Genomic DNA, 23,276 nt, shown 5'->3' with positions numbered 1-23,276 from the left:
CATGTTTCATGCACGGGAATGGATCGCGTCGGAACAATCGCAGGCGGCGCGACTTATCCAGCCTGACTTAGCGACAGCGAGGCCGATCATGTTGTGGACCATCCTTATCATCCTCCTCGTCCTCTGGGCATTGGGCGCATTCATCGTGCCGGTGGGCGGGGGACTGATCCACCTGCTGCTGGTATTGGCGTTGGTCGTCCTCGTCTATCAGCTTGTGGCGGGCCGACGGGTTCCCTGATCGTTTCACCAGGATGATTGTCGGCACCCGTCCGGCAGTCATCATGGTCGTTTCCTGCAGAGTTGATCCGGATCAGTAAGATTTTCAGGAACGCTCGCCTGTCCCGGGATTTTTAGCCATGATGAATGAGAGGTTTTATCGTGGCGACACAATGGGAATATCACGGGTCACAATTTCTGCAGCAGCCGTTTCAGGAGGAGCTTACCTACTGGAATCGTGAACGGCTTTCGCCAGCATTTCCTTCGGACATGACCGCGGAGAGATTCGACCGCGATCGGCGGATGCTTCGTCTGGAGCATGGCTTTATCGAGGAGCTGCGGGCGGAAGTTCGCGAGGAAGCGGCGCAGGCGCCGACCGACCCGGACGGGTTCATCGCCTGGTTCGAAGGACTGAAGGAAAGCGGACCCGGCCAGAAGGACGCGCTTTTCCCCTGGCTGGCGCAGGAGGCGAGCCGGGACGAGATTCGATGGTTCCTTTCGCAGGAAGCGGCGGGGGAAGCGGGTTTCGACGATCTGGTCGCCCTGACTCAGGTGAAGCTGCCGCCGCGCGCCAAGCTGGAACTGGCGCGCAACTATTGGGACGAGATGGGCCGCGGCAATGCCAAGGGCATGCACGGCCCGATGCTGGGCCAGCTGGTCGACATACTTCACCTCGACATCGGGGTCGAGAGCACGGTCTGGCAGAGCCTGGCCCTCGCCAATGCGATGACGGCGATGGCGACGTCGCGCTGTTATGCCTGGCACAGCGTCGGCGCGCTGGGCGTGATCGAACTGACCGCCCCCGGCCGTTCCGCCCATACTGCCCAGGGCCTGCGCCGCATCGGGCTCAGCGGCAGCGAAAGGCGCTATTTCGATCTGCATGCCGTGCTGGACGTCAAGCACAGCCGCGACTGGAACGATGAAGCCATAGTGCCGCTCGTCGCCGAAGACCCACGGCGGGCGACGGCGATGGCGGAAGGCGCGCTGATCCGCCTTCAATGCGGGGAGCGCTGTTTCGAGCGCTATCGCGCGCATTTCGGATTGGGATGAGGCGCCATGGCGGCAAATCCCAAAATTTTGCTGGTGGAGGACGATCCGGCGATAGCGGGCATCATCGCGGACCTGCTGGAAGACGCGGATTATGAGGTGGACGGTCCATATGCCAGCCTGGCGGACGGCATGGCGGCGGTCGCGGCGGACTTCCCGGCGGGCGCGGTGCTCGACGTGCGGGTGAGGGATGGGGATGTCGGTCTGCTCGCCGACGATCTGGACCGATATGACATCCCTTATCTGTTCTGCACCGGCGCCTTTGCGCATCCTGCCGTCAACGCTCATCCCGGCGCTCCGCTCGTGCCCAAATGGGCCTTGTCCCGCCAGTTGATCGATGCCCTGCGCCGGATCGTGCATTAGAATGAGGATGGCCCGCCATGAGCGCATCGGATGGGAAGGGCGATACGGCGGAAACCCTGTCGCCTATCATTCCCGAAGATATTGAGAATGCCGCCGCCACCTTGCTGAAGGACTGTTGTTCCGCCGAACTGACGCTGGCGACGGCGGAAAGCTGCACGGGCGGGCTGCTGGCGTCGCTGCTGACCGATGTGGAGGGCGCGAGCCATGCCTTCGAACGCGGCTTCGTCGTCTATAGCGAGGATGCCAAATGCGAATTGCTGGGCATCCGCAGCGAGCGGATCGCGGCCTGCGGTGCGGTCAGCCGGGAGGTCGCCATGGCGATGGCCGATGGCGCGATCGAACGGTCCCATGCGGACATCGCGCTTGCCATAACCGGCTATGCCGGTGCGGCCCCGCCCGGGGAAGAAGCGGGCCTGGTCCATTTCGCCTGCGCCGCACTAGGCGGGCCGACCGAGCATCGGGAAGAGCATTTCGGGGACATAGGGCGAGGACCCGTGCGGATCAGGTCCATCCGGGTCGCGCTCGAGATGATGAGGCATGCCCTTGAGCGAGGTTGAAAGGTTCGCGTCGATCCATAGCCACGGCCTTGTCCGTGTCGCGGCGGCGACGCCCAAGGGCAGCGTTGGCGATGTCGGAGCCAATGCACAGGCGATCCGGGCGCTTGCGCGGCAGGCGGCGGGCGGCGCGGCCGACCTCCTGCTGTTTCCCGAGCTATGCCTGTCATCCTATGCGATCGACGACCTGCACCTGCAGGAAGCGCTGCTCGACAGGGTGGAACGGGAGGCGGCGGCGCTGATCGAGGCGAGCGCCGGCTGGCCGGTGTTGCTGATCGGTGCGCCGCTTCGGCGCGGCGGGCGGCTCTACAATTGCGCGCTGGTCATTGCGGACGGGCGGCTGCTGGGAGTGGTGCCGAAAAGCTATCTGCCCAACTACCGCGAATATTATGAAAAGCGCTGGTTCGCGTCCGGAGCCGGTCTTTCCGGGCTGGAAATCGACGTCGGCGGCCATGTCGCGCCGTTCGGCACGGACCTGCTGTTCGCGGCGGACAGCTATCCCGACTTCATCTTCCATGTCGAGATCTGCGAGGATTTCTGGGCGCCGCTGCCGCCCTCCACCATGGGGGCGATGGCGGGCGCGCTGATCCTGTGCAATCTTTCGGCCTCCAACATCACCATCGGCAAGGCGCGCGACCGGCATCTGCTATCCGCCTCCCAGTCGGTGCGCTGTCAGGCGGCCTATGCCTATTCGGCGGCGGGCACGGGCGAGAGCACCACGGACATGGCCTGGGACGGGCAGGCCATGGTGCATGAGCTGGGCGAACTGCTGGCGGAATCGGAGCGGTTCGGGGATGCGGCGGAACTGCTCTACGCGGATGTCGATGTGCAGAGGCTGCGGCTGGAGCGGATGCGCAACGGCACCTTCAACGACAATGCGGCCGCGGCCGGGCATCCGGAAACCCGCTTCCGTACCGTGCGTTTTCCCTTTCTGCGCGGCGGCAAGGATGTCGGCCTGCACCGGTCGCCCCGGCGCTTTCCCTTCGTCCCCGCCGATCCGGGGCAGCTTGCGGCGGATTGCTACGAGGCTTTCAATATCCAGGTCGAGGGGCTGGTCACGCGCTTTCGGGCGACCGCGGGCCGGCATTTCGTCATCGGCGTGTCGGGCGGCCTCGATTCCACCCATGCCCTGATCGTCGCCGCCAAGGCCTGCGACCGGCTGGGCCTGCCGCGCTCGGCCATATTGGGCTACACCATGCCGGGCTTCGCCACGGGCGAGTTGACCAAGGGCCATGCCTGGGCGCTGATGAACGCATTGGGGGTGAAGGGGGAGGAGATCGACATCCGCCCCGCCGCCCGCCAGATGCTGGGCGACATGGGGCATCCCTTCGCGCGGGGGGAGCCGGTCTATGACGTGACCTTCGAAAATGTGCAGGCGGGGCTGCGCACCGACTATCTGTTCCGGCTGGCCAACAGGCATGGCGGCTTCGTCGTGGGGACGGGCGACCTCAGCGAACTGGCGCTGGGCTGGTGCACCTATGGCGTAGGCGACCAGATGAGCCATTATGCGGTCAACAGCGCCATTCCCAAGACATTGATCCAGTTCCTGATCCGCTGGTGCATCGCGACCGGCCAGTTCGATGCGGCGACTGCGCGGATATTGGACGCGATATTGCATACCGAAATCTCGCCCGAACTGGTGCCGGCGGGGGAGGACGGCGCCTTGCAGAGCACGGAGGATCGGGTCGGCCCCTATGCGCTCAACGATTTCTTCCTGCATCATATCGTGCGCCTGGGCCTGCCGCCGTCGAAAGTGGCCTTTCTGGCATGGCACGCCTGGCGCGACGCCGGAAGCGGCGCATGGCCGACGGATTATCCGGAGAGCGCCAAACGCGCCTATGATCTGCCGACGATCCGGCACTGGCTGGAAAATTTCCTCTACCGCTTCTTCACGATCAGCCAGTTCAAGCGGTCCGCGCTGCCCAATGGCCCGAAAATCTCCTCCGGCGGCGCGCTGTCGCCCAGAGGCGACTGGCGGGCGCCGTCGGACGGGACCGCGACGGTGTGGCTCGATGAATTGGCGCGTGGTCTGGATGGCGACGACAAAGGGGGCTGACCTCCGCCGAAGTCGTCGTGGGGATCACGTGGCCTGACACCGGAACAATGTTTCGAACACGGATTTTATCACCCATGCCGATATTCCACATTCACCTGTTCAACGACGACAATGTGATCGACGAAGCCGGCCAGCAATTTGCTGACGTGGCGGAGGCGCGGGCCGAAGCGATCCGCAGCGGGCGCGAAATCATCGCGGAACATGTCATCCACGGCCGGCCTGTCAATCTCGATCATCATCTGGTCTTGCAGGACGATCAGGGCCGAAAGCTGGAAACGATCTATTTTCGCGATGTCGTGACGTTCGGTGGCTGACCTGCGGCGATTCTGCAGGCCGCCCCCCTCGCGCATCATCGCCCTGCGGCGGTTGCGCCCTCTTGTGGGGAGCGTCGGCTGATGCCGCATCCCGCCCTGCAATATTTCCTGAACCGGCTTCTGATCCGTTCCCCGCTGACGGAGGAGGAACGGCAGGCGATCCTGTCCATGCGCTTCCATTTGGCGCAGGTGTCGCCCAATGTCGACATCGTCCCTCCCGGTCATCTGGTGACCTATTCCTGCCTGGTGGCGGAAGGCCTTGCGGGGCGGTTCGGGCAGTTGCCCAACGGCATGCGGCAGATCACGGCGATGTATATTCCCGGCGACATGTGCGACCTGCATTCCGCCATGCTGCCGCGCGTGGAATGGGCGGTTCAGGCCCTTTCCGCGCCGCTGACCTACCTGAAGATCCCGCATGAGGAACTGCTGCGGGTCTCGCGCGCCCATCCCCGCGTGGCGGAGGCCTTCTGGCGCGACTGCGTGGTCGACGCTTCGATCATCGCCCAATGGGTGGTCAGCCTTGGCAGGCGGGATGCGGCGGCGCGCACCGCGCATCTGCTGTGCGAAATGGCGTTGCGGCTGGAATGCGCGGGCCAGGGTTCGCGCACGGCCTTCGAATTCAAGGCGACGCAGGCGCATATTGCCGACGCGCTCGGCATCACGCCGGTGCACATGAACCGCGTCGTTCGCTGGCTGAGGCAGCAGGGTGTCCTGTCCTGGACCGGGCGGACCATCCGCGTGCTGGACTGGGACGGCCTCGTCCGCATCGCGAGCTTCGACAGCGGCTATCTGGAAATGCGTCGGGAATAGGCTCATAGCAGCCAGCTCGCCGCCAGCGACAGGGCGCAGAGGAAGGTGACGCCGGTCGTCGTCCAGCCCAGCAGGTTGGTCCAGCGGCCGTTGGTGCGCGCGCCGACCACGGCCGGGCGGTTGGTGAGCAGCATCATGAGCAGCAGCAGCGGCGGCACGGAAAAGCCCTGGACGATGCCCGACCAGACCAGCGCCTTCATCGGGTTGAAGCCCAGGAAGTTCATCGCCACCGCCAGCGCCGTCACCGCCGCGATGATGGCATAGAACAGCCTGTTGTCCTGCGGCGCGTCATGCAGGCTGCCCGCGCGGCCCAGCCCCTGCACCACGTCATAGGCCGCGCCCGTGGTCATCACCGGCACCGCCAGGAAGCCCACCCCGACCACGCCGGCGGCGAACAGGAATTTCGCGGCCTGACCGGCGATGGGTTCCAGCGCGGCGGCGGCGTCGGCGGCGGTCTCGATCTCCGTCCGTCCGGCGGCGTGCAGGGTGATCCCGGTCGCGAGCAGGATGAAATAGAGGATGAGGTTGGAAAAGATCATGCCGGTCAGCACGTCGCGGCTCGTCCGCTTCATCTCCGACGCGGTCGCGCCCTTGCGCTGCCAGAGCCGGCGGCGGCCCAGGGCGATCTGCTCCTCCACCTCCTGATTGGATTGCCAGGTATAGATATAGGCGGAAAGCGAGGTGCCTATGCAGGCGACGATCAGCGACAGCGATTGCGCATCGATCCTGAGCGCGGGGATGAAGGTGGCTCGCAGCACCGCGATGGGATCGGGGCGGGCCATGACCGCCGCCGCCACATAGGCGAAGAGGATGAGCGCCAGCCAGCGGAACACGCGCCGGATGAGCATGTAGGAACCGAAATATTGCAGGGCGAAGATGATCGCCGCCGCGCCCACCACGATCAGCGGCACCGGGATCGGCACCAGCAGGTTGAGCGCCGCGCCGATGCCGCCCAGGTCCGCCGCCGCCTCTATGATGTTGCCGGCGAAGGCGAGCGTCACCAGCGGCAGCAGCAGCCAGCGCGGGAACTGATCGCGGATGCAGGCGAACAGGCCCTTGCCATAGACCTGCCCGATCTTCGCGGACAGATAGACGACGACATACATCATCGGCAGCAGGACCGGCGCGATCCACAGGAAGGCAAGGCCGTAGCGCGCGCCCGCGCTGGCATAGGTGCCGATCGCGGAAGGATCGTCGTCGGCGGCGCCGGTCACGATGCCGGCGGCGAGCATCTTCATGACGCCCCGGCGCGGCCTGTCCACCGGCCTGAGGGTTTTCAGCGGTTCACGGGATTGGGCAGTCAATTTCCACCTCGAACGGGCAAAGCCGTGGTTCAACACGGCAGGCACGGCGGGAGGTGCATGGCCGTTAACCCATGATAGCGGGCCGGTTTCCACGACGCGCCGATGCCGGAATTTCGATCACATAGGTTAGCGGATCGTCCGGGTCGCGCCGGCGGTCCGGAACGCGCTCCACCGGGCGGGAATTGGGGACGGCATGGCGGATCACATGGCAGATTGGGCGGCTGCGATGCGCGCGGGGGACCATGCCGCCGCCTGGGCGATTTCGGAACGGGAACTCCAGCGGCGCGATCCCGCCCGCCGGGACGATCCGACGCTGCCCTATCATCAGCGCTGGGTATGGGACGGGCGGCCTTATGAAGGCAGGCACTGTCTGGTGCGCTGCTATCATGGCCTGGGCGACAGCATCCAGTTCGCGCGCTTCCTGCCGATGCTGGCGGCGCGCACGGCCTCGCTGACGGTGGAGATGCAGCCGCGGCTGATCGACCTCATCGCCGGACCGGGCGGCGGCATCCGCTTCGTCCCCTTTATCGACGCCCATCCGCTGCCGCAGTCGGAATGCGATCTGGAGATCACGGAACTGGACTTCGCGCTTCGGCTGACGCCCGCCGATGCGGCGATGCCCTATCTCGCGGCGGAAAGCGGCGTGCTGCCGCATGGTTGCGTCGGGCTTTGCCATGGCGCGGGACCGTGGGACCCTGCGCGGTCCATTCCGCCGCACCTGCTGGCGCCGATCTGCGCCATGGCGCCCTGCATCAGCCTGATGCCGGAGGCGACGATGCTGCCCGTGCTCAATCCGGACGGCTGCCCCTTCGACATGAAGGCGACGGCGGCCCTGGTCGGCGCGACGGATCTGGTCATCACCGTCGACACGATGATCGCCCATCTGGCCGGCGCCATGGGCAAGCCGACCTGGCTGTTGCTGAAGTCCGATCCCGACTGGCGCTGGCCGGTCGGCGCGCGCGGCACGCCCTGGTATCCGTCGATGCGGATCTATGCCCAGCCCAGCGCCGGCGACTGGGAAACGCCATTGGCCGAACTGGCGCGCGACCTTGCCGCCTGTCCGGCGCTCGCAGCGGAAAGGTAGCTGAACATGGGATATATGCCGACCCCTTCCGTACCGGTGTCCTGGGGGGAGCTGCTGGACAAGATGACGATCCTGCAGATCAAGCAGGAGCGGATCGCCACGCCCGCCGCGCGGGACAATGTGGGCAGGGAATATCGGTTGCTGAGCGCCATTGGCGAACAGGCCCTGCGCGACGGGGCCGTGGGCGGTTTGGTCGAAAGCCTGAAGCGGGTGAACGAGGCGCTGTGGGAAATCGAGGACGCGATCCGGGGGGAAGAGGCGGCAGCGCGGTTCGGCGCGTCCTTCATCGACCTTGCCCGGTCGGTCTACAGGATGAACGACCGGCGCGCCGCGATCAAGCGGGAGATCAACCGCCTGCTGGATTCCGAACTGGTGGAGGAAAAAAGCTATGCCGCCTGCGCAGCGGACTGAGATGCGGCGGCTGGGCGTCCTGACATTCCACCGTTGCATCAACTACGGTTCCTATTGGCAGGCGCGCTGTCTGGTCGAAGGGTTGCGGCGCATGGGCGTCGAGGCCGAATTGCTGGACCATGAGTCGCCGCGCGTCACCCGGGCGGAGCTTCGATGCGCGCTCAGTCCCACCCTGCCGCAGCGGACGCCGCGCAGCGATTTTCCGGCCTATGCCCGCAAGACCCGGAAATTTCGCGAGGCGTTCGAGCGGTTGCCTCTGTCGCGCCGCTTTCCCATCGACCGGCCGGAAGAGATGGGCGATTATGACGCCGTCATCGTCGGCAGCGACGAGGTGTGGAACCTGCGCCACCCCTGGTATGGCGGATGTTCGGCCTTTTACGGCAAGGGGGTTCGCGGGACGCTGATCTCCTATGCGGCCAGTTTCGGCAATCAGAATGCGTCGGAGGGACTGTCCGACCATTGGGCAAGCCAGATCGGCAACTTCGCCTCCATTTCCGTGCGCGACCAGAACAGCCGCCGGATGATCAGAACCGCGCTGGGTCATGACCCCGACATCGTGCTGGACCCTTGCCTGCAATTCCCCGGACCGGCGGTGCGCAGGGGCGCGTCGGGCGAAGGCTATGTGGCGCTTTACGGTCATAATTTCCCGGAGTGGTTCTGTCTTTCCGTCCGCAACTGGGCAAGGGCGCGCGGGCTCCCGATCCGCAGCATAGGCTATCGCAACGACTGGGCGGACGAGCAATGGCTGGAGGCCGGACCGCTGGAATTCGCCGAGCTGATGGCGGGCGCCGACGCCGTCGTCACCAATTTCTTCCATGGCTGCGTCTTCGCCCTGCTGAATGGGCGTCCTTTCGTCACGGCGCCCTCCGCCTACCGCATGAACAAGGTGCGCGATCTCCTCTGGGAGCTGGGCGCGCAAGGGCATATGATCCTGACGGAGGATGATGATCGGGTCGTCGCCCGGAGCCTCGACGAACCGCCGGCATCGGCCGTGCAGCAGCGCATCGATCGATTGCGGGCGCAGTCGGGCGATTTCCTGCGGCGGGCGCTGGCGATGCCGTCATGAGCGCGGCGGCGGTCAGCCCCCGCGACATGGTTTCGTCGGGCCTCTGCATCGGCTGCGGCGGCTGCGTCGCGCAGGCCCGGCCCGAGCAGGCCCGGCTGGAGTGGAACAGGGACGGCCAGCGCAACCCGGCCGGCGATCCGGATTGGTATCGGCGGCGGAGCGAGGGCTTTTCGGCATGCTGTCCTTTTTCCCCGCACGCCATGAATGAGGATGAGATCGCCCGACAGCGCTTTCCGGCAGCGGCGGCGCAGGACGAGTATATCGGCCGGTTCGACGCTGCCTATGTCGGCCACGCCGCCGAAGCCGGCTATCGCGAAAGGGGCAGTTCGGGCGGCATGGTGAGCTGGGTCGCGGGTGAACTGCTGCGCCGGGGGATGGTGGATGGCGTGGCGCATGTGACGCGGGCCGATCCCGCGACCGAGGGGCGTCTGTTCCGCTATCGCATAGCGCGCGATCTTCCTGCTTTGTGGGAGGGCGCGCAGTCGCGCTACTATCCCGTCGACATGGCCGAGGTGCTGCGCGAGATCCGGGAGGTGCCGGGCCGCTATGCCGTCGTCGGCATTCCCTGCTTCATCAAGGCGGTGCATCTCGCCCGCGCCGCCGATCCGCTGCTGCGGGAACGTATTGTCTTCACGCTGGGCCTGGTGTGCGGGCATATGAAAAGCCGCCATATGGCGTCCAGCTTCGCCCGGCAGATGGGTTTCGACCCCGCCGCTGTCCGGCAGATCGACTATCGCGTCAAGGACCCGGAGCGGCCGGCCAACTGGTACAGGGCGCGGCTGACCGATCGTGCCGGCGAACAGCGTATGCGGGACTGGTGGCATCTGGTGGATGGTGACTGGGGGTCGGGATTCTTCCAGAACAGCGCCTGCGACTTTTGCGACGATGTGGTGGCGGAGACCGCCGACATCGCCTTTGGCGATGCCTGGGTGGAACCCTATTCCTCCGACGGGCGCGGCACCAATGTCGTGGTGGTGCGGTCGCCCGCGCTGCATGCAATGCTGCGCGAAGGCATCGATGCGGGAAGGCTGGCCTTGCAACCCGTCGACGCCGGTTTCGTGCGGGAAACGCAGGCGGCGGGCTTTCGCCAGCGGCGGGAAGGACTGGCCTATCGGCTTTGCTGGCGCAAGGCGGGCGTCCGGCCGCGCAAGCGCGTGCGGCCGGGCAGCGCGGGCCTGCCGTGGCGGCGCAGGATGATCTATCGGCTGCGCCACGCGATCAGCAGGGGCAGCGGCACGGTGTTCCGGCTGGCCGAGGCTCTGGGCAGGCCCGGCCTGTTCCTGGTCTGGGCGCGGGCCATGCTGAAGCTCTACCATGGCCTCGCTTATTCGCGCGGCTGGCTGGGGAAGCTGTTCGACCGTTTTGCGTGACCCTTGGCCGCAATGGTCGGCGGGCGCCTGCTGCCGGCTTACCCCTTGTCGCGTTCCACGAATTTGCTGAACCGGCTTTCCTTCCCGTCCTTCGTCTTGTCCTGATAGAGGAAGGCGAGATTGTTCTCATCGAAGATGCGGAAGAATTCATCCCACTCGATTTCGTCCAGCGCCTCATCCTTCTCGCGAAAGTCGATGCGCAGCAGGCCGCCGCCCTTGCCATTGTCTTCCGTCGCCTTGACGACTGCGGGGCGGCCGCCGCGATCCTCCACCCATTTGCGGATGGTGTCATGGTCGGTGGTCGTGTCCGATGTGCTCATGATGAAGTCCTTTCCTTATACCGTTGCGGCGGCGTAGATGCCGTCCATGATGTCGGCCACATGCGCCAGTTCTTCGCATCCCGGATCGAAGCGAGGGGAGCGCGCCAGCTTTTCGGCCCATTCCGCCGCCATTCGGCCGCCCCATGGATCGCCGGGCTCCGACAGCGTTTCCCGCGCCGTGCCGCGGAACAGCTCTGCCCGGAAGTCGTAGAAGGAGCCGCCGATGTTGCGGAATGCGGCTCCCGCCCTGTCGCCGTAGAAATCGGCGGCGATCACCGCATCCTGCCCCGCATGGAGGTTCCAGGAGCAGGCGATCCGGACCATGCGCCCGTCCGCCAGATGCAGCGTCGCCATGCCCAGATCCTCGACCTGCCGGCCGCGATCCTCCAGCGGACGTCCTTTCGCGAAGAGGGCGGCCTCGATCCGCTCCACCTCGGGGAAGTCGAGCACCCAGAGCGCCAGGTCGACCAGATGCACGCCAAGGTCCATCATGCAGCCGCCGCCCGACAATGCGGGATCGTGGAACCACGGCTTGTCCGGGCCATAGGCATTGTGGAAGATGAGGTCGACGGCATGGACATGGCCCAGTTGGCCGGCGCGGACATGATCCCGCAGGGCGCGCATGCCTGCGGTGCCGCGATAGGACAGGTCGACGCCCAGCAGCCGGTCGGCCGCGCGGGCGGCGTCGATCACGGCCCGGACCTCCGCCCCGGTGCGGCCCAGCGGCTTCTGGCAGAAGACCGGCACGCCCCGCTCCAGCGCGCGGATCGACTGTTCTGCGTGGAGTGCGCTGGGAGTGGCGATGACCATGCCGTCGAGCGGCTGTTCCAGCAGCGCGTCGAGCGACTCCAGCCGCACCGCGTCGGGAGCGAGCAGGGCCGCCTCCGCACCGTTGCCGGGCAGGGCGTCGGCAATGGCGGCCGCCTCGATCCCGCCGGTCGCCAGCATGGCCTCCATCCGGTTGCGGCCGATCCAGCCCACGCCCAGAAAGCCGATGCGCGGGCGGGTGAGGAGGGTGGGTGCAGGGGCGATAGCGGCATTCATGGGACGATGATCGCCTTTACGAAACCGTCCGGCTTGTCGCGCGTGGCGTCCAGCGCCTCGCCCAGCCGGTCGAGCGGATAGCGGTGGGTGAGGAGCGGCGCGGGATCGATGCGGCCGGAAGCGACCGCCGCCACCGCTTCCCTCATTCCCTCTGCATAGGCCGCGGGATCGCGCTCATGGGCGTTGATGACGTCGATGCCGCGCCAGTTCCACAGCCACATGTTCACCTGGCGCGGCCCGTCCTGATGATAGCCCGCGACGATCAGCTTGCCGCGCTCGGCGGTGAGTTCGCCCGCCAGGTCGAGCGGCCATTGCTTGCCCACCGCCTCTATCGTCCGTTCGCAGAAGCGTCCTTGGGTGAGCGCGCTGACCCGGTGGATGATCGCCTGATGATCGTCCATCGCGATCGTCTCCGCCGCGCCATGATCGCGGGCGAGGGCGAGCGAGGAGGGGCGCCGCGAAATGGCGACGACGCGGGCTCCGGCCTCCGTCGCCAGCCGGGTGAGCAGCGCCCCCAGAAAGCCGATGCCGATGATCGCGATGGTCTGGCCGGGCTGGATGTCGGCGCGGCGGAAGATGTTGAACGCGCACCCCAGGGGCTCGCCGGGGAAGGGCAGCCCGTCCAGTTCGGACGGCAGCCGCACGATGGCGCTTTCGTCCGCCAAATCATGGTCGGCATAGCTGGCATAGGAAAGCGCCGCCACGCGGTCCCCCACCGTTACAGAGGTCACGTCCTCCCCGATGGCATCGACAATGCCCCAGCCCTCATGGCCGAGCGCGCCCGGCTCCAGCGGGAAGCTTTGCCATTCCGGTCCCGCCCAGGGGGTGAGGTTGGAGGCGCAGACGCCGCATCCCTCCAGCCTTATGCGGACCTGACCGGGGCCGGGCCGCGGCATCGGAACCCGGTCGATCCGCACCGCGCCGGGGCCGGTGACAACCGCCGCGCGCATGGTCGCCGCCTTTTCGGCCGGTTCGCGCTCCGGCATCAGCAATTCGCTCATTCCGCCGCCAGCGCGATTGCGCCCTCCCCACGGATAAAGGCCTCCAGCGCTTCATGCGCCCGGTCATCGGTCATCTGCATCGGCGGATGCTTGCAGAAATAGGCTGCCGCCGGATGGATGGGGCCGCCCAGACCGCGATCCAGCGCGATCTTGGCGCAACGGATCATGTCGATGGCGACGCCCGCCGAATTGGGGCTGTCCTCCACCGACAGGCGCAGTTCCAGGTTCATCGGCACGCCGCCGAAGAGTTGGCCTTCCATGCGCAGGAAACAGACCTTGTTGTCATTCTGCCAGGCGACATAATCGGACGGGCCGATATGGATATTCTCATCCTCCAGCCGGGTTTCCGCGACCGACTGCACGGCTTCGGTCTTCGAAATCTTCTTCGACTTCAGCCGCGAACGGTTCGACATATTGAGGAAATCGGTATTGCCGCCGGTGTTGAGCTGGTAGGTGCGGTCCAACTTCACGCCCCGCTTGGCGAACAGGTCGGTGAGAACCCGATGGACGATGGTCGCGCCCAGTTGCGCCTTGATGTCGTCCCCGATGATCGGCACGCCGGCCCGCTCGAACCGGTCCGCCCAGGCGGGGTCGCTGGCGATGAAGACCGGAATGTTGTTGACGAAGGCGACGCCCGCCTCCAGCGCGCATTGCGCGTAGAATTCCGTCGCCTGCTGCGATCCCACCGGCAGATAGTTGAGCAGCACGTCCACCTTCGCCTCGCGCAGCCGTTCGACCACCTGCGCGCGGTCGGGTTCGGCGTCGTCGGCAGGCAGGAAGGTGCGATCGTCGGGATGGTCCGCCATATGATCGGCGCAGCCGTCGAGCAGGCGGCCCATCTCCACCTTCACCCCGCTGGGGCGGACGTCGCCGCAGAAGGCCTGGGTGCAATTGGGCCGGGCGAAGATCGCTTCGGCAATGTCGCGGCCGACCTTTCGCCGGTCGATGTCCCAGGCCGCCGTCAGTCGGATGTCGCAGGGGCGATAGCCGCCCAGTTCCCAATGCATCAGGCCGCTATGGTCGTTGCTCTCGGCGCGATAGTGGGACAGGCCCTGCACCAGCGAACTGGCGCAATTGCCGACGCCGACGATGCCGATGTTGATAGGTTGCATGATGCGTCTCCGTCAGGCGGTGCGGGCGACCGGCAGGGCGGCCGATGCCGGCGCGTAGCGGTCGACCATCCAGGCGCAGAAATCCGCGAAGGCCTGCGGATCGTGGACCGCGCTGCTGTGATGGGGGGCGATGCCCAGATGTTCGGGCGTGAAGCAGAAGGTGACGGTGACGTCGAAATCGCTGAGCGCCTCCATCTGCCGGTCGAACCAGTCGACCGCATTGGGGCGGAAGCTGTCGGCCCAGCTCAGGCCGGTGCGCAACTGCCTGACGCCCAGCCGCTTCATCCAGTCGACGGCATCGTTCAGGCGCGGGTCCTCGAAATGGAACCATTGCATCAGCCCCATCTCGCCAGCGACCCTGGCATAGTCCTCCAGTGCGGGCTTGGGCGTGCCGTCGGCGCGGATCAGCCCCATGTAGAAATGGCGGTAATAGCTCGATCCTTCCGCTTCCCGATGGCGCGTGGTTGCGCCCCATTCCTGCGGCAGGTCGTAGAGGCTGTACCAATAGATGCGCGGCACCCGCCCGATCAGCAGTTCGGCGGTGCGGTTGAGGCCGAAGACCTGCACTTCCTCCGCGCCGAAGGAGCCGACGCCGACTTCCGTCACCCAGACCGGCTTGTCGGGCACCACCGCCTCGATCTCCGCGATCCGGGAGGGCCAGTCATTGAGCGGCCAGAGGTTCCAGTCGAGCGGGAAGCCGTGCACCGCCACGACATCCACCGCGTCCAGCGCGCCATGGTCGCGCATCCGGTTCACCCAATGCGGATCGATGGGCGACATGCCGCCCAGCACGCGGGTCACGGCGGGATTGGCGTCGGCGATGGCGGCGCCCGCGCGGATCACCATGTCGGCATAGAGCGACCAGTCGGGGTCGACCTCCGGGTCCCAATGCGACTTGTTATTGGGTTCGTTCCAGATCATCGCGGCTTCGATCATGCGTCGGTTCCCTCCTCTGGCCCTTGGGCTGGATAGACGGCCGGCCTGCCCATCAGCTCCCCGAACGGGATCGGGGCGGCGCGGCAGAGATAGACTTCCTCCTCCGGCTCGGCCTCTATGGTGAAGCCGGCGGCGCGCAGCAGCGCCTGCGCGCCGGCCTTGTTCGGGGCCCACCAGTTGGTCCAGTCATGCGCGAATTTCCGTTCGATGAAGTGCAGGCGCGGATAGGCCGGATTGTCGAAGAAGCCGGGCGGGCGGCTGGTGCCGGGGACGTGGAAGGGATGATCCTCCGGCACCAGCAGCACGTCGGACGAACCCTGCTGCATCGTCTGGAACAGCATCATGTCGCCCGCCACATGCTCGCGGATCAGGTCGAGCGCGAGCAGGGGGTGCCGCAGATGGTAGAGCACGCCCATGAAGATCACGAGGTCGAAGCGGCGACCGAGCTTTCCGACGTCATAGACGGACAGGTTGCGGAACTCGATGCCGTCATGGCCCAGCGCTTCGGCGGCGAAACGGGCCTGGGCCAGATACCGGTCGTCGGAATCGATGCCCAGGACTTCGGCTGCGCCCCGGCGTTTCATCTCGAGCGAATAGAAACCGGCGTTGCAGCCGATGTCGAGTACGGATTTTCCGGAAAGGTCTTCGGGAACGGCATCCGCAAAGCGCGCGAATTTGAAAGCCGGATAATCGCCCAGGAAATGATCCGGCGCGGTTTCCATGCCGCCGATGCGAAGATTGTGGAACCATGGGCCCAATTCTTCGATCTGGCGGCGCAATGCGTCGGTCTTGCGGTCTGCGGCGAGATTCACTGTCTTCATGCGGGTACCTCGTTCAATCGGGTCACGCTACCGCCGCCTGGTCCCAGCAGGATCGTGCTGATCGAACCGGGATCGACTTCGAACCTCAGCAGATTGTCGAGGCTGAGGCCGAGATAATGCGCGATCGTCCCGCGGATGATGTCGCAATGGGTGACGCAGAGGATGGTCGCGCCCGCCTTTTCCCGCGCGACTGTTTCCAGATGCCGGACGGTTCGGGCGACCGCGCCGCCCATCGTCTCTCCGCCCGGCGTCGCGCTGGTGGAGCGGTTGCGGTTCCAATCGCGCCAGCGCGGATTTTCCTCCAGTTCCGGAAAGGACTGTCCGTTCCAGGAACCGAAATCGACCTCGTCCAGATCAGGGACGATGGCGACCTCCAGCCCCAGGGACCGGGCAATGATGGAGGCGGTTTCCACCGTGCGCCGGCGCGGGCTGGCATGGACGGCGTCTATGTCGTGCAGGCCGCGCCATGCCGCGACGCCGGCTGCCTGCATGCGGCCCCGCGCAGTGAGGGGCGACGCGCCCGCCCGTCCGCTCAGCAGGCGGCCATATTCGCCATGCATCCCATGACGGATCAGGTGAAAGCAGGTGCGGGGCGGTTCGCGAGAGGAGGACAGCATCAACATAGATGCTGCTTAACAGGATTAAGAGAAGGAAAGTTCCATAGCCGTAATTCTCAAACAGGTAAATGGAAACATCATGAATAACCTGTGTTTTTGTCGTATAACATGAGTTATTTTCATGAGTTTATATTGAGTATAGATTCAACGGTTTTCTGAAATATTTCCGGAACCTGACGGTAGAAGAAGATGTTCATGATCCCGTTGCCACGGTTGCGGGGAATATCACATTCCCGCGGCCAATCCTTGGCAAATCATCATCAATGAAGGGGAGCGGCCGTGGAAAAGATTCTTGTCACGGGTGGCGCCGGTTTTATTGGCCGGACGGTTTGCCGGGAGTTGCTGGAGCGCGGCCATGCCGTTCGCGTGCTGGACAGCATGATCGAGCAGGTTCATGGAGACATCGAGCGGCCGGCCGATCTCGATCCGGAGGTTGAGCTGATCCGCGCCGATGTGCGCAACGGCCATGCGGTGGATCGCGCCTTGCAAGGCGTCGACGCCGTCATCCACCTCGCCGCGGAAGTCGGCGTGGGCCAGTCCATGTATGAAGTGGAGCGCTATACCTCGGTCAACGACGTCGGCACCGCCGTCCTCTTCGAACGGCTGATCGACCGTCCGGTGCGGCGTGTGGTGACGGCCTCCTCGATGAGCATCTATGGCGAGGGGCTGTACCGCGACGAGGACGGCCGGATCGTCCAGGACGCGGAGCGCGGGTCGATCCGCGACAATCAGAAGGTCTGGGACCCGGTCGACCGGCAGGGCCGTCCGCTCACCCCCATCGCCACGCCGGAATGGAAGCAGCCCAATCTCGCCTCCATCTACGCGCTCAACAAATATGTGCAGGAACGCACGACTCACATCATGACCGCGCCCTATGGCATGGAGGGCGTCTGCCTGCGCCTGTTCAACGTCTATGGGCCGGGGCAGGCGCTGTCCAATCCCTATACCGGCGTGCTGGCGATCTTCGCGTCGCGCCTGCTGAACGGGCAGAAGCCGATGATCTTCGAGGATGGCGGGCAGCGGCGCGACTTCGTGCATGTCGGCGACGTGGCGCGCGCCTTTGCCGATGCGCTGGAACTGCCGCAGGCGGCGGGCGGCACCTTCAACATCGGCTCGGGGCAGGACCGCTCCGTCACGGAGGTGGCGCAATCGCTTGCACTGGCGATGGGCCGGAACGACGGGGAACCGGAAATCGTCGGCAAGGCGCGCACCGGCGACATCCGCCATTGCTTCTGCGACACCGGCAAGGCGGAAGAGGTGCTGGGCTTCAGGGCGCGGCAGGACTTCCAGCAGGGCCTTGCCGTGCTGGCCGAATGGGTGGCGCGGCAGACCGCCGACGACCGCGTCAATCAGGCGCGGGCGGAGCTGGAAGCGCGGGGGCTGGTCGCGTGAAGCGCGCCGACGGAAGGCCCGTGCTGGTCACGGGCGGCGCCGGCTTCATCGGCTGCAACATCGCCGACCGGCTGGCGGGGGAGGGCGAGCAGGTCGTCGTCTATGACTCGCTGGCCCGGCCCGGCGTCGAGCGCAACCTTGTCTGGCTGGAGCAGCGCCACGGCGCCGCGATCACGCCGGTCATCGCCGATGTGCGGGACGATGCGGCGGTGGACCGGGCGGTCGCCGGCGCGAAGGCGGTCTTCCACATGGCCGCGCAGGTCGCCGTCACCACCAGCTTCACCGATCCGCGCGCCGATTTCGAGGTGAACGCGCTCGGCACGCTCAACGTGCTGGAGGCTGCGCGCCGCTGCGCCACGCCGCCCCCGGTGATCTTCGCCTCCACCAACAAGGTCTATGGCGGGCTGGAGGACCTGGACTTCCCGTTGATCGACGGCGCCTATCAGCCGGCCTCGGAGCATCTGCGCGCCAGCGGCATCGACGAGAGCCGCCCGCTCGATTTCCATACGCCCTATGGCTGCTCCAAGGGGGCGGCGGACCAATATGTGCTGGACTATGCCCGCAGTTTCGATCTGCCCGCCGCAGTGCTGCGCATGAGCTGCATCTACGGCCAGCGGCAGATGGGGACGGAGGATCAGGGCTGGGTCGCGCATTTCCTGATCAGCGCCCTGGAAGGGCAGCCGATCACCCTTTATGGCGACGGCCATCAGGTGCGCGACATATTGGACGTGCAGGATGCGGTGGACGCCTATCTGGCGGTCTGGCGGCAGATCGGACGGGTGGGCGGCCGCGCCTTCAACCTGGGCGGCGGGCCGGACAATGCCGTCAGCCTGCGGCAGATCCTGGCCTTCATCGGCGTCCATCTGGGCAAGTCCATCGTACCCGACTTCGCGCCCTGGCGGGCGGGCGACCAGCGCTATTTCGTCGCGGACACCGGCGCGGCGCGCATGGCGCTGAACCTGAAGGCGCGCAAGCCCTGGCGGCAGGGCGTGGCCGACCTGACCCGCTGGCTGGCGGAGGAACGGGCGGAGCGCGCCGGGCCCAGGCTGATGACCGCGAGCGCGCTGTGAGGGGCGGCGGGCATCTGCTGCTGTCCGCCGACGCGGTGGGCGGCGTCTGGCAATATTCGACCGACCTCATCCGCGCGCTCCAGCCCCATGGCTATGAGGTGACGCTGGCCGTCATGGGGCCTGCGCTGAGCGAGGCGCAGCGGGCGGAGGCGGCGGCCATAGCCAATTGCCATCTGGTGGAAACCGGCCTCGAACTCGAATGGCTGGCGGCGGAAGCGGCGCCCATCGTGCAGGCCGAGGCGCGGCTGGCGGAAATGGCGGGCGACCTTCGCGCCGACGCGGTGCAACTGCATACGCCGGCGCTGGCCAGTGCCGGCCGTTATCCCTGCCCGGCGATCGCGCTGCTGCACAGTTGCGTCGCGACCTGGTGGGAAGCGGTACGCGGCGGTCCCATGCCGGAGGATTTCAACTGGCGCACCGCGCTGGTCGCGGCCGGCCTTCGGCAGGCGAGCCGCATCGTCGCGCCCAGCATGGCCTTTGCGCAGGCGGCGCGTCGCCACTATGGCGTGCTCCCCATGGCGGTCCATAATGGCCGGTTCTTTCCGGTAAAGCCGCAGGCGATGCAGGACCATGTGTTCACCGCCGGCCGTCTCTGGGACGAGGGCAAGAATGTCCGGGTGCTGGATGAGGCGGCCGCCCGCATCGCCGTGCCGTTCAGGGCCGCCGGGCCGCTTGAGGGGCCGCAGGGAGGGGCGATCGGTCTGCGTTCGCTGCTGCCGCTCGGCCCGCTCGACAGCATGGCGCTGGCCCGGCATCTGGCCAGCCGGCCGGTCTTCGCTTCGGCGGCGCTTTACGAACCCTTCGGCCTTGCGGTGCTGGAGGCGGCGCTGGCCGGTTGCGCGCTGGTGCTGTCCGACATTCCCACTTTTCGGGAGCTATGGGATGGCGCCGCCATCTTCGTCCATCCTCACGACGCGCGGGGCTTCACCTTGGCGATAGAGGAATTGCTGGGCGACGGCGCCGCTCGCGGGGAAATGGGCCAGCGCGCCCAAGCACGGGCGGGCGCCTATACCCCCGCCGCCACGGCCGCGCACATGGCCGCCCATTATCGCGCCGTCCAGCGGAAGGTCGCCGCATGAAGATCCTCTATTTCACCCATTCGCTGCTGTCCTGCTGGAATCACGGCAATGCCCATTTCCTGCGCGGCGTGCTGCGCGAACTCGCCGCCATGGGCCATGACGTGCTGGCGCTGGAGCCGGAGGGCAATTGGAGCCTCGCCAACCTCCTGTCCGACCATGGGGAGGAGGGTCTCGCCGCCTATCGTCAGGCCTATCCCGAACTCCGTGCCCAAGGCTATGGCATGAAGGACGATCTGGTGGCCCTGCTCGACGGCGCGGAACTCGTCATCGTCCATGAATGGAACGAGCCTTCGCTGGTCGGGGCGCTCGGCCTGATCCGGGCGGGGCGGAGCGATTTCACGCTACTGTTCCACGACACCCATCATCGCGCCGTGTCCGATCCCGACGCGATCCGGGCGTTCGACCTGTCGGGCTATGACGGCGTGCTGGCGTTCGGCGAGGCCCTGTCGGAGGTCTATCGAAGCTGGGGCTGGGGCGAGCGCGTCTGGACCTGGCATGAAGCCGCCGACACGAGGCATTTCCGTCCCTTGCCCGGTGAGAAAAGCGGCCTCGTCTGGATCGGCAACTGGGGCGATGGGGAGCGTACCGCCGAGCTGGAGGATTATCTCTTCCGCCCCGCGCGGCAGGCGAAGCTCCCGCTCGACATCTATGGCGTGCGTTATCCTCAGGAGGCGCTGGCGACGCTGGAACGCTACGGCGTCGCCTATCATGGCTGGGCGCCCAATGCCGCCGCGCCGGCTATCTTCGCCCGCCACCTTGCCACCGTCCACGTGCCGCGCCGCTATTATACGCAGCTTCTGCCCGGCATTCCGACGATCCGGGTGTTCGAGGCGCTGGCCTGCGGCATTCCGCTGCTGTCCGCCCCTTGGGACGACAGCGAAGGGTTGTTCCGGCCCGGCGAGGATTTCCTCTTCGCCCGGACCGGCGACGAGATGAAGGGCCATATGCGCGCCATCAGCGAGGATGCGGACCTTCGCGCCAGCCTCGTCCGCAACGGATTGGAGACGATCCGCAGCCGCCATAGCTGCGCCCATCGCGCGCAGCAGCTGATGGACATCACGGCGTCGCTCGACGCGCAGCCGATCAGGAGCGTAGCATGAAGATCGCCTTTTACGGCTCCAGCCTGCTTTCCTCCTACTGGAACGGCGCGGCCACCTATTATCGCGGGATATTGGAGCAGCTGGCCCGGCATGGCCATCGCATCGCATTCTATGAACCGGATGCCTTCGACCGGCAGCAGCACCGTGACATCGACCCGCCCGACTGGGCGCGCGTGGTGGTCTATCCCGCCACGCCAGACGCGCTGAAGGGCGTGATGGACGAGGCCGCCGATGCCGATGTCGTCGTGAAGGCCAGCGGCGTGGGCGTATTCGACGACGAGCTGCTGGACGGCGTCATGCGCCGCGCCGGGCCCCATGCGCTGCGCATCTTCTGGGATGTGGACGCCGCCGCGACGCTGGACGAGATGCGCGCCGATCCGGACCATGCCGTGCGCCGCGCCTTGCCCGGACTGGACATGGTGCTGACCTATGGCGGCGGCGATCCGGTGGTGAACGCCTATCGCGGCTTCGGCGCGGTGGAGTGCGTTCCCGTCTACAATGCGCTCGATCCGCAGAGCCACCATCCCGTGCCGCCCGATCCGCGCTTCACCGCCGATCTCGCCTTCCTTGGCAACCGCCTGCCCGACCGGGAGGCGCGGGTGGAGGAATTCTTCCTGAAACCCGCCGCCCTGTCGCCCGGCCGCCAGTTCCTGATCGGCGGCAATGGCTGGGACAGCAAGGCGATGCCCGGCAATGTCCGCCATCGCGGTCATGTCTACACCGCCGAGCACAACGCCTTCAATTGCAGCCCGCTGGCCGTGCTGAACGTCGCCCGCGACAGCATGGCGCATATCGGCTTTTCCCCCGCGACCCGCGTGTTCGAGGCGGCGGGGGCAGGGGCCTGCCTGATCACCGATGCGTGGGAGGGGATAGAGATGTTCCTGACCCCGGACGAGGAGGTGCTGGTCGCCCGCGACGGGCAGGATGTGGCGGATCATCTGGCGGCGCTGACGCCGGAGCGGGCGCGGGCGATCGGACAGGCGGCGCTCGCCCGTGTCCGGGCCGAACACAGCTATGAACTGCGCGGGCGCCAGGTCGACGAAATCCTGCGTGACCGGTCCGGGCGGCGCGCCGCCAGGCAGCATCAGATGGAGGGAGCATGAAACTCGTCGTCCTCGGCCTCAGCCTGTCTTCATCCTGGGGCAATGGTCATGCCACGACCTTCCGCGCCCTGCTCTCGGCCTTTGCCGGGCGCGGGCATGAGATACTCTTCCTGGAGCGGGACGTGCCCTGGTATGCCAGCCAGCGCGACCTCATCGATCCCGCCTTCTGCCGGCTGGAATTCTACGACAGCGTGGAAGCGCTGGAAGATTGGCGGCAGGAGATCGAGACGGCGGACGCGGTCATGGTCGGCTCCTATGTGCCCGACGGCATCGCGGTCGGCCATTATGTGCAGCGCACGGCGCGCGGGGTCACCGCCTTCTACGACATCGATACGCCCGTCACGCTGGCGGCGCTGCGCGAAGGGCGGTGCGACTATCTGTCGGCGGAACTGATCGCGGGCTATGGCTGCTATTGCTCCTTCACCGGCGGCCCGACGCTCGACCTGCTGGAGCGGCATTATCGTTCCCCCATGGCGCGGGCGCTCTATTGTTCGGTGGATGCGTCGGCCTATCGGCCGATGGACGTGCCGAAGAAATGGGATCTCTCCTATCTCGGCACCTACAGCCCGGATCGCCAGCCCACCTTGGAGAAGCTGCTGATCGAACCGGCGCGGCTGCTGCCCGACAGGCGTTTCGTCGTCGCCGGGCCGCAATATCCGGACGACATGGACTGGCCCGCAAATGTCGAGCGGATCGAGCATCTCGCCCCGCGCGACCACGCCGCTTTCTATTCCGCCTCGCGCTACACGCTGAACGTCACGCGCGCCGACATGATCGAGGCGGGCTGGTCCCCCTCCGTCCGGCTGTTCGAGGCGGCGGCCTGCGGCACGCCGATCATCTCCGATGTCTGGCCGGGGCTCAATGAACTGCTGGAGCCCAATCGCGAAATCATCTTCGCCTGGAATCCGGAGCAGGTGATCGTCGCCCTCCATGAGGATCGCGCCGATGTGGGCGAGGCCGCACGCCGCCGCATCCTGGACCGGCATATATCGGGCAGCCGCGCCGCCGAGCTGGAAAACTGGCTGCAAGAGGCCGCCCGGATGCGCACGCGGGACATGGCGGCGGCCGAATGAAGAACGACAGGAC

At 66.5% G+C, this 23,276-nt stretch carries 25 protein-coding genes; 17 read left to right on the top strand and 8 right to left on the bottom strand.

The window, feature by feature from the left end; all coding sequences use genetic code 11:
• Nucleotides 1–88 precede the first annotated feature (88 nt).
• The 7 genes from H5V43_RS08590 (at nucleotide 89) to H5V43_RS08560 (ending at nucleotide 5,360) form a co-directional block, all read left to right on the top strand.
• On the top strand, nucleotides 89–238 hold the full coding sequence (locus H5V43_RS08590) for a lmo0937 family membrane protein (RefSeq protein ID WP_128830790.1): 150 nt from the start codon (nucleotides 89–91) through the stop codon (nucleotides 236–238).
• Nucleotides 239–363: 125 nt separating this feature from the next.
• Complete coding sequence (locus H5V43_RS08585) at nucleotides 364–1,266, top strand: iron-containing redox enzyme family protein (protein WP_044662676.1); 903 nt, start codon at nucleotides 364–366, stop codon at nucleotides 1,264–1,266.
• A gap of 6 nt (nucleotides 1,267–1,272) precedes the next feature.
• Complete coding sequence (locus H5V43_RS08580) at nucleotides 1,273–1,626, top strand: response regulator (protein ID WP_025550112.1); 354 nt, start codon at nucleotides 1,273–1,275, stop codon at nucleotides 1,624–1,626.
• 17 nt (nucleotides 1,627–1,643) lie between these two features.
• On the top strand, nucleotides 1,644–2,183 hold the full coding sequence (locus H5V43_RS08575) for a CinA family protein (protein WP_025550111.1): 540 nt from the start codon (nucleotides 1,644–1,646) through the stop codon (nucleotides 2,181–2,183).
• Nucleotides 2,170–4,236 carry an NAD(+) synthase gene (locus H5V43_RS08570; RefSeq protein ID WP_099185648.1) on the top strand — a complete coding sequence of 689 codons (2,067 nt, stop codon included), beginning with the start codon at nucleotides 2,170–2,172 and terminating at the stop codon, nucleotides 4,234–4,236. The genes H5V43_RS08575 and H5V43_RS08570 overlap by 14 nt, the downstream gene beginning before the upstream one ends.
• Before the next feature lie 74 nt (nucleotides 4,237–4,310).
• The gene (locus H5V43_RS08565; RefSeq protein WP_025550110.1) at nucleotides 4,311–4,550 is read left to right on the top strand and encodes a DUF6894 family protein; all 240 of its coding nucleotides are present in this window, start codon (nucleotides 4,311–4,313) and stop codon (nucleotides 4,548–4,550) included.
• An 81-nt stretch (nucleotides 4,551–4,631) separates the two neighbouring features.
• On the top strand, nucleotides 4,632–5,360 hold the full coding sequence (locus tag H5V43_RS08560; RefSeq protein ID WP_048576829.1) for a Crp/Fnr family transcriptional regulator: 729 nt from the start codon (nucleotides 4,632–4,634) through the stop codon (nucleotides 5,358–5,360).
• Between the two features lie 2 nt (nucleotides 5,361–5,362).
• On the opposite strand, the gene H5V43_RS08555 is transcribed toward H5V43_RS08560, so the two are convergent.
• Nucleotides 5,363–6,598: an NRAMP family divalent metal transporter gene (locus tag H5V43_RS08555; RefSeq protein ID WP_037483277.1), complete on the bottom strand. Its 1,236-nt coding sequence runs from the start codon at nucleotides 6,596–6,598 to the stop codon at nucleotides 5,363–5,365.
• A gap of 271 nt (nucleotides 6,599–6,869) precedes the next feature.
• Between H5V43_RS08555 and H5V43_RS08550 the strand changes: the two genes are divergently transcribed.
• From H5V43_RS08550 to H5V43_RS08535, 4 genes are read left to right on the top strand one after another with little or no spacing between them, the layout of a single operon-like run.
• Nucleotides 6,870–7,748, top strand: coding sequence for a glycosyltransferase family 9 protein (locus tag H5V43_RS08550; protein WP_226869856.1), 879 nt, complete (start codon nucleotides 6,870–6,872; stop codon nucleotides 7,746–7,748).
• Between the two features lie 15 nt (nucleotides 7,749–7,763).
• A complete protein-coding gene (locus H5V43_RS08545) occupies nucleotides 7,764–8,159 on the top strand; it encodes a DUF6165 family protein (protein WP_025550107.1) in 396 nt (131 codons plus the stop codon).
• A complete protein-coding gene (locus tag H5V43_RS08540) occupies nucleotides 8,137–9,225 on the top strand; it encodes a polysaccharide pyruvyl transferase family protein (RefSeq protein ID WP_037483270.1) in 1,089 nt (362 codons plus the stop codon). The genes H5V43_RS08545 and H5V43_RS08540 overlap by 23 nt, the downstream gene beginning before the upstream one ends.
• On the top strand, nucleotides 9,222–10,595 hold the full coding sequence (locus tag H5V43_RS08535; protein WP_025550105.1) for a Coenzyme F420 hydrogenase/dehydrogenase, beta subunit C-terminal domain: 1,374 nt from the start codon (nucleotides 9,222–9,224) through the stop codon (nucleotides 10,593–10,595). The genes H5V43_RS08540 and H5V43_RS08535 overlap by 4 nt, the downstream gene beginning before the upstream one ends.
• A gap of 38 nt (nucleotides 10,596–10,633) precedes the next feature.
• Here H5V43_RS08535 and H5V43_RS08530 read toward each other — a convergent pair whose 3' ends face one another.
• Genes H5V43_RS08530 through H5V43_RS08500 form a run of 7 tightly spaced genes read right to left on the bottom strand, consistent with a single transcriptional unit; the run spans nucleotide 10,634 to nucleotide 16,452 of the window.
• Entirely contained in the window at nucleotides 10,634–10,915 is a 282-nt protein-coding gene (locus H5V43_RS08530) for a hypothetical protein (RefSeq protein WP_025550104.1), read from the bottom strand.
• 15 nt (nucleotides 10,916–10,930) lie between these two features.
• Complete coding sequence (locus tag H5V43_RS08525; protein ID WP_025550103.1) at nucleotides 10,931–11,959, bottom strand: Gfo/Idh/MocA family protein; 1,029 nt, start codon at nucleotides 11,957–11,959, stop codon at nucleotides 10,931–10,933.
• Nucleotides 11,956–12,960 carry an MDR/zinc-dependent alcohol dehydrogenase-like family protein gene (locus tag H5V43_RS08520; protein ID WP_037483267.1) on the bottom strand — a complete coding sequence of 335 codons (1,005 nt, stop codon included), beginning with the start codon at nucleotides 12,958–12,960 and terminating at the stop codon, nucleotides 11,956–11,958. Before H5V43_RS08520 ends, H5V43_RS08525 begins: the two co-directional genes overlap by 4 nt.
• Nucleotides 12,957–14,072 carry an inositol-3-phosphate synthase gene (locus H5V43_RS08515; RefSeq protein ID WP_099185649.1) on the bottom strand — a complete coding sequence of 372 codons (1,116 nt, stop codon included), beginning with the start codon at nucleotides 14,070–14,072 and terminating at the stop codon, nucleotides 12,957–12,959. Before H5V43_RS08515 ends, H5V43_RS08520 begins: the two co-directional genes overlap by 4 nt.
• A 12-nt stretch (nucleotides 14,073–14,084) precedes the next feature.
• Nucleotides 14,085–15,008, bottom strand: a complete 924-nt coding sequence (locus tag H5V43_RS08510) for a glycoside hydrolase 5 family protein (RefSeq protein WP_025551714.1) — start codon at nucleotides 15,006–15,008, stop codon at nucleotides 14,085–14,087.
• Nucleotides 15,005–15,829 carry a TIGR04290 family methyltransferase gene (locus tag H5V43_RS08505; RefSeq protein ID WP_025551715.1) on the bottom strand — a complete coding sequence of 275 codons (825 nt, stop codon included), beginning with the start codon at nucleotides 15,827–15,829 and terminating at the stop codon, nucleotides 15,005–15,007. The genes H5V43_RS08510 and H5V43_RS08505 overlap by 4 nt, the downstream gene beginning before the upstream one ends.
• Nucleotides 15,826–16,452, bottom strand: a complete 627-nt coding sequence (locus H5V43_RS08500) for a histidine phosphatase family protein (RefSeq protein WP_025551716.1) — start codon at nucleotides 16,450–16,452, stop codon at nucleotides 15,826–15,828. The genes H5V43_RS08505 and H5V43_RS08500 overlap by 4 nt, the downstream gene beginning before the upstream one ends.
• A 273-nt stretch (nucleotides 16,453–16,725) precedes the next feature.
• Between H5V43_RS08500 and H5V43_RS08495 the strand changes: the two genes are divergently transcribed.
• The 6 genes from H5V43_RS08495 to H5V43_RS08470 are packed head-to-tail and all read left to right on the top strand — an operon-like array spanning nucleotide 16,726 to nucleotide 23,263.
• The gene (locus H5V43_RS08495) at nucleotides 16,726–17,838 is read left to right on the top strand and encodes an NAD-dependent epimerase/dehydratase family protein (protein ID WP_025551718.1); all 1,113 of its coding nucleotides are present in this window, start codon (nucleotides 16,726–16,728) and stop codon (nucleotides 17,836–17,838) included.
• Nucleotides 17,835–18,908: an SDR family NAD(P)-dependent oxidoreductase gene (locus H5V43_RS08490; protein WP_025551720.1), complete on the top strand. Its 1,074-nt coding sequence runs from the start codon at nucleotides 17,835–17,837 to the stop codon at nucleotides 18,906–18,908. The genes H5V43_RS08495 and H5V43_RS08490 overlap by 4 nt, the downstream gene beginning before the upstream one ends.
• A complete protein-coding gene (locus tag H5V43_RS08485; RefSeq protein ID WP_099185650.1) occupies nucleotides 18,905–19,987 on the top strand; it encodes a glycosyltransferase family 4 protein in 1,083 nt (360 codons plus the stop codon). Before H5V43_RS08490 ends, H5V43_RS08485 begins: the two co-directional genes overlap by 4 nt.
• Nucleotides 19,984–21,087: a CgeB family protein gene (locus tag H5V43_RS08480; protein ID WP_025551722.1), complete on the top strand. Its 1,104-nt coding sequence runs from the start codon at nucleotides 19,984–19,986 to the stop codon at nucleotides 21,085–21,087. The genes H5V43_RS08485 and H5V43_RS08480 overlap by 4 nt, the downstream gene beginning before the upstream one ends.
• A complete protein-coding gene (locus H5V43_RS08475) occupies nucleotides 21,084–22,190 on the top strand; it encodes a CgeB family protein (RefSeq protein WP_099185651.1) in 1,107 nt (368 codons plus the stop codon). The genes H5V43_RS08480 and H5V43_RS08475 overlap by 4 nt, the downstream gene beginning before the upstream one ends.
• Nucleotides 22,187–23,263 carry a CgeB family protein gene (locus H5V43_RS08470; RefSeq protein WP_025551723.1) on the top strand — a complete coding sequence of 359 codons (1,077 nt, stop codon included), beginning with the start codon at nucleotides 22,187–22,189 and terminating at the stop codon, nucleotides 23,261–23,263. Before H5V43_RS08475 ends, H5V43_RS08470 begins: the two co-directional genes overlap by 4 nt.
• Nucleotides 23,264–23,276 lie beyond the last annotated feature (13 nt).

It is taken from the genome of Sphingobium fuliginis, assembly GCF_015074805.1.
GTDB lineage: Bacteria > Pseudomonadota > Alphaproteobacteria > Sphingomonadales > Sphingomonadaceae > Sphingobium > Sphingobium fuliginis.
Note: the sequence above shows the minus strand (reverse complement) of the source record. Positions and strands in the feature narration are given on the sequence as shown.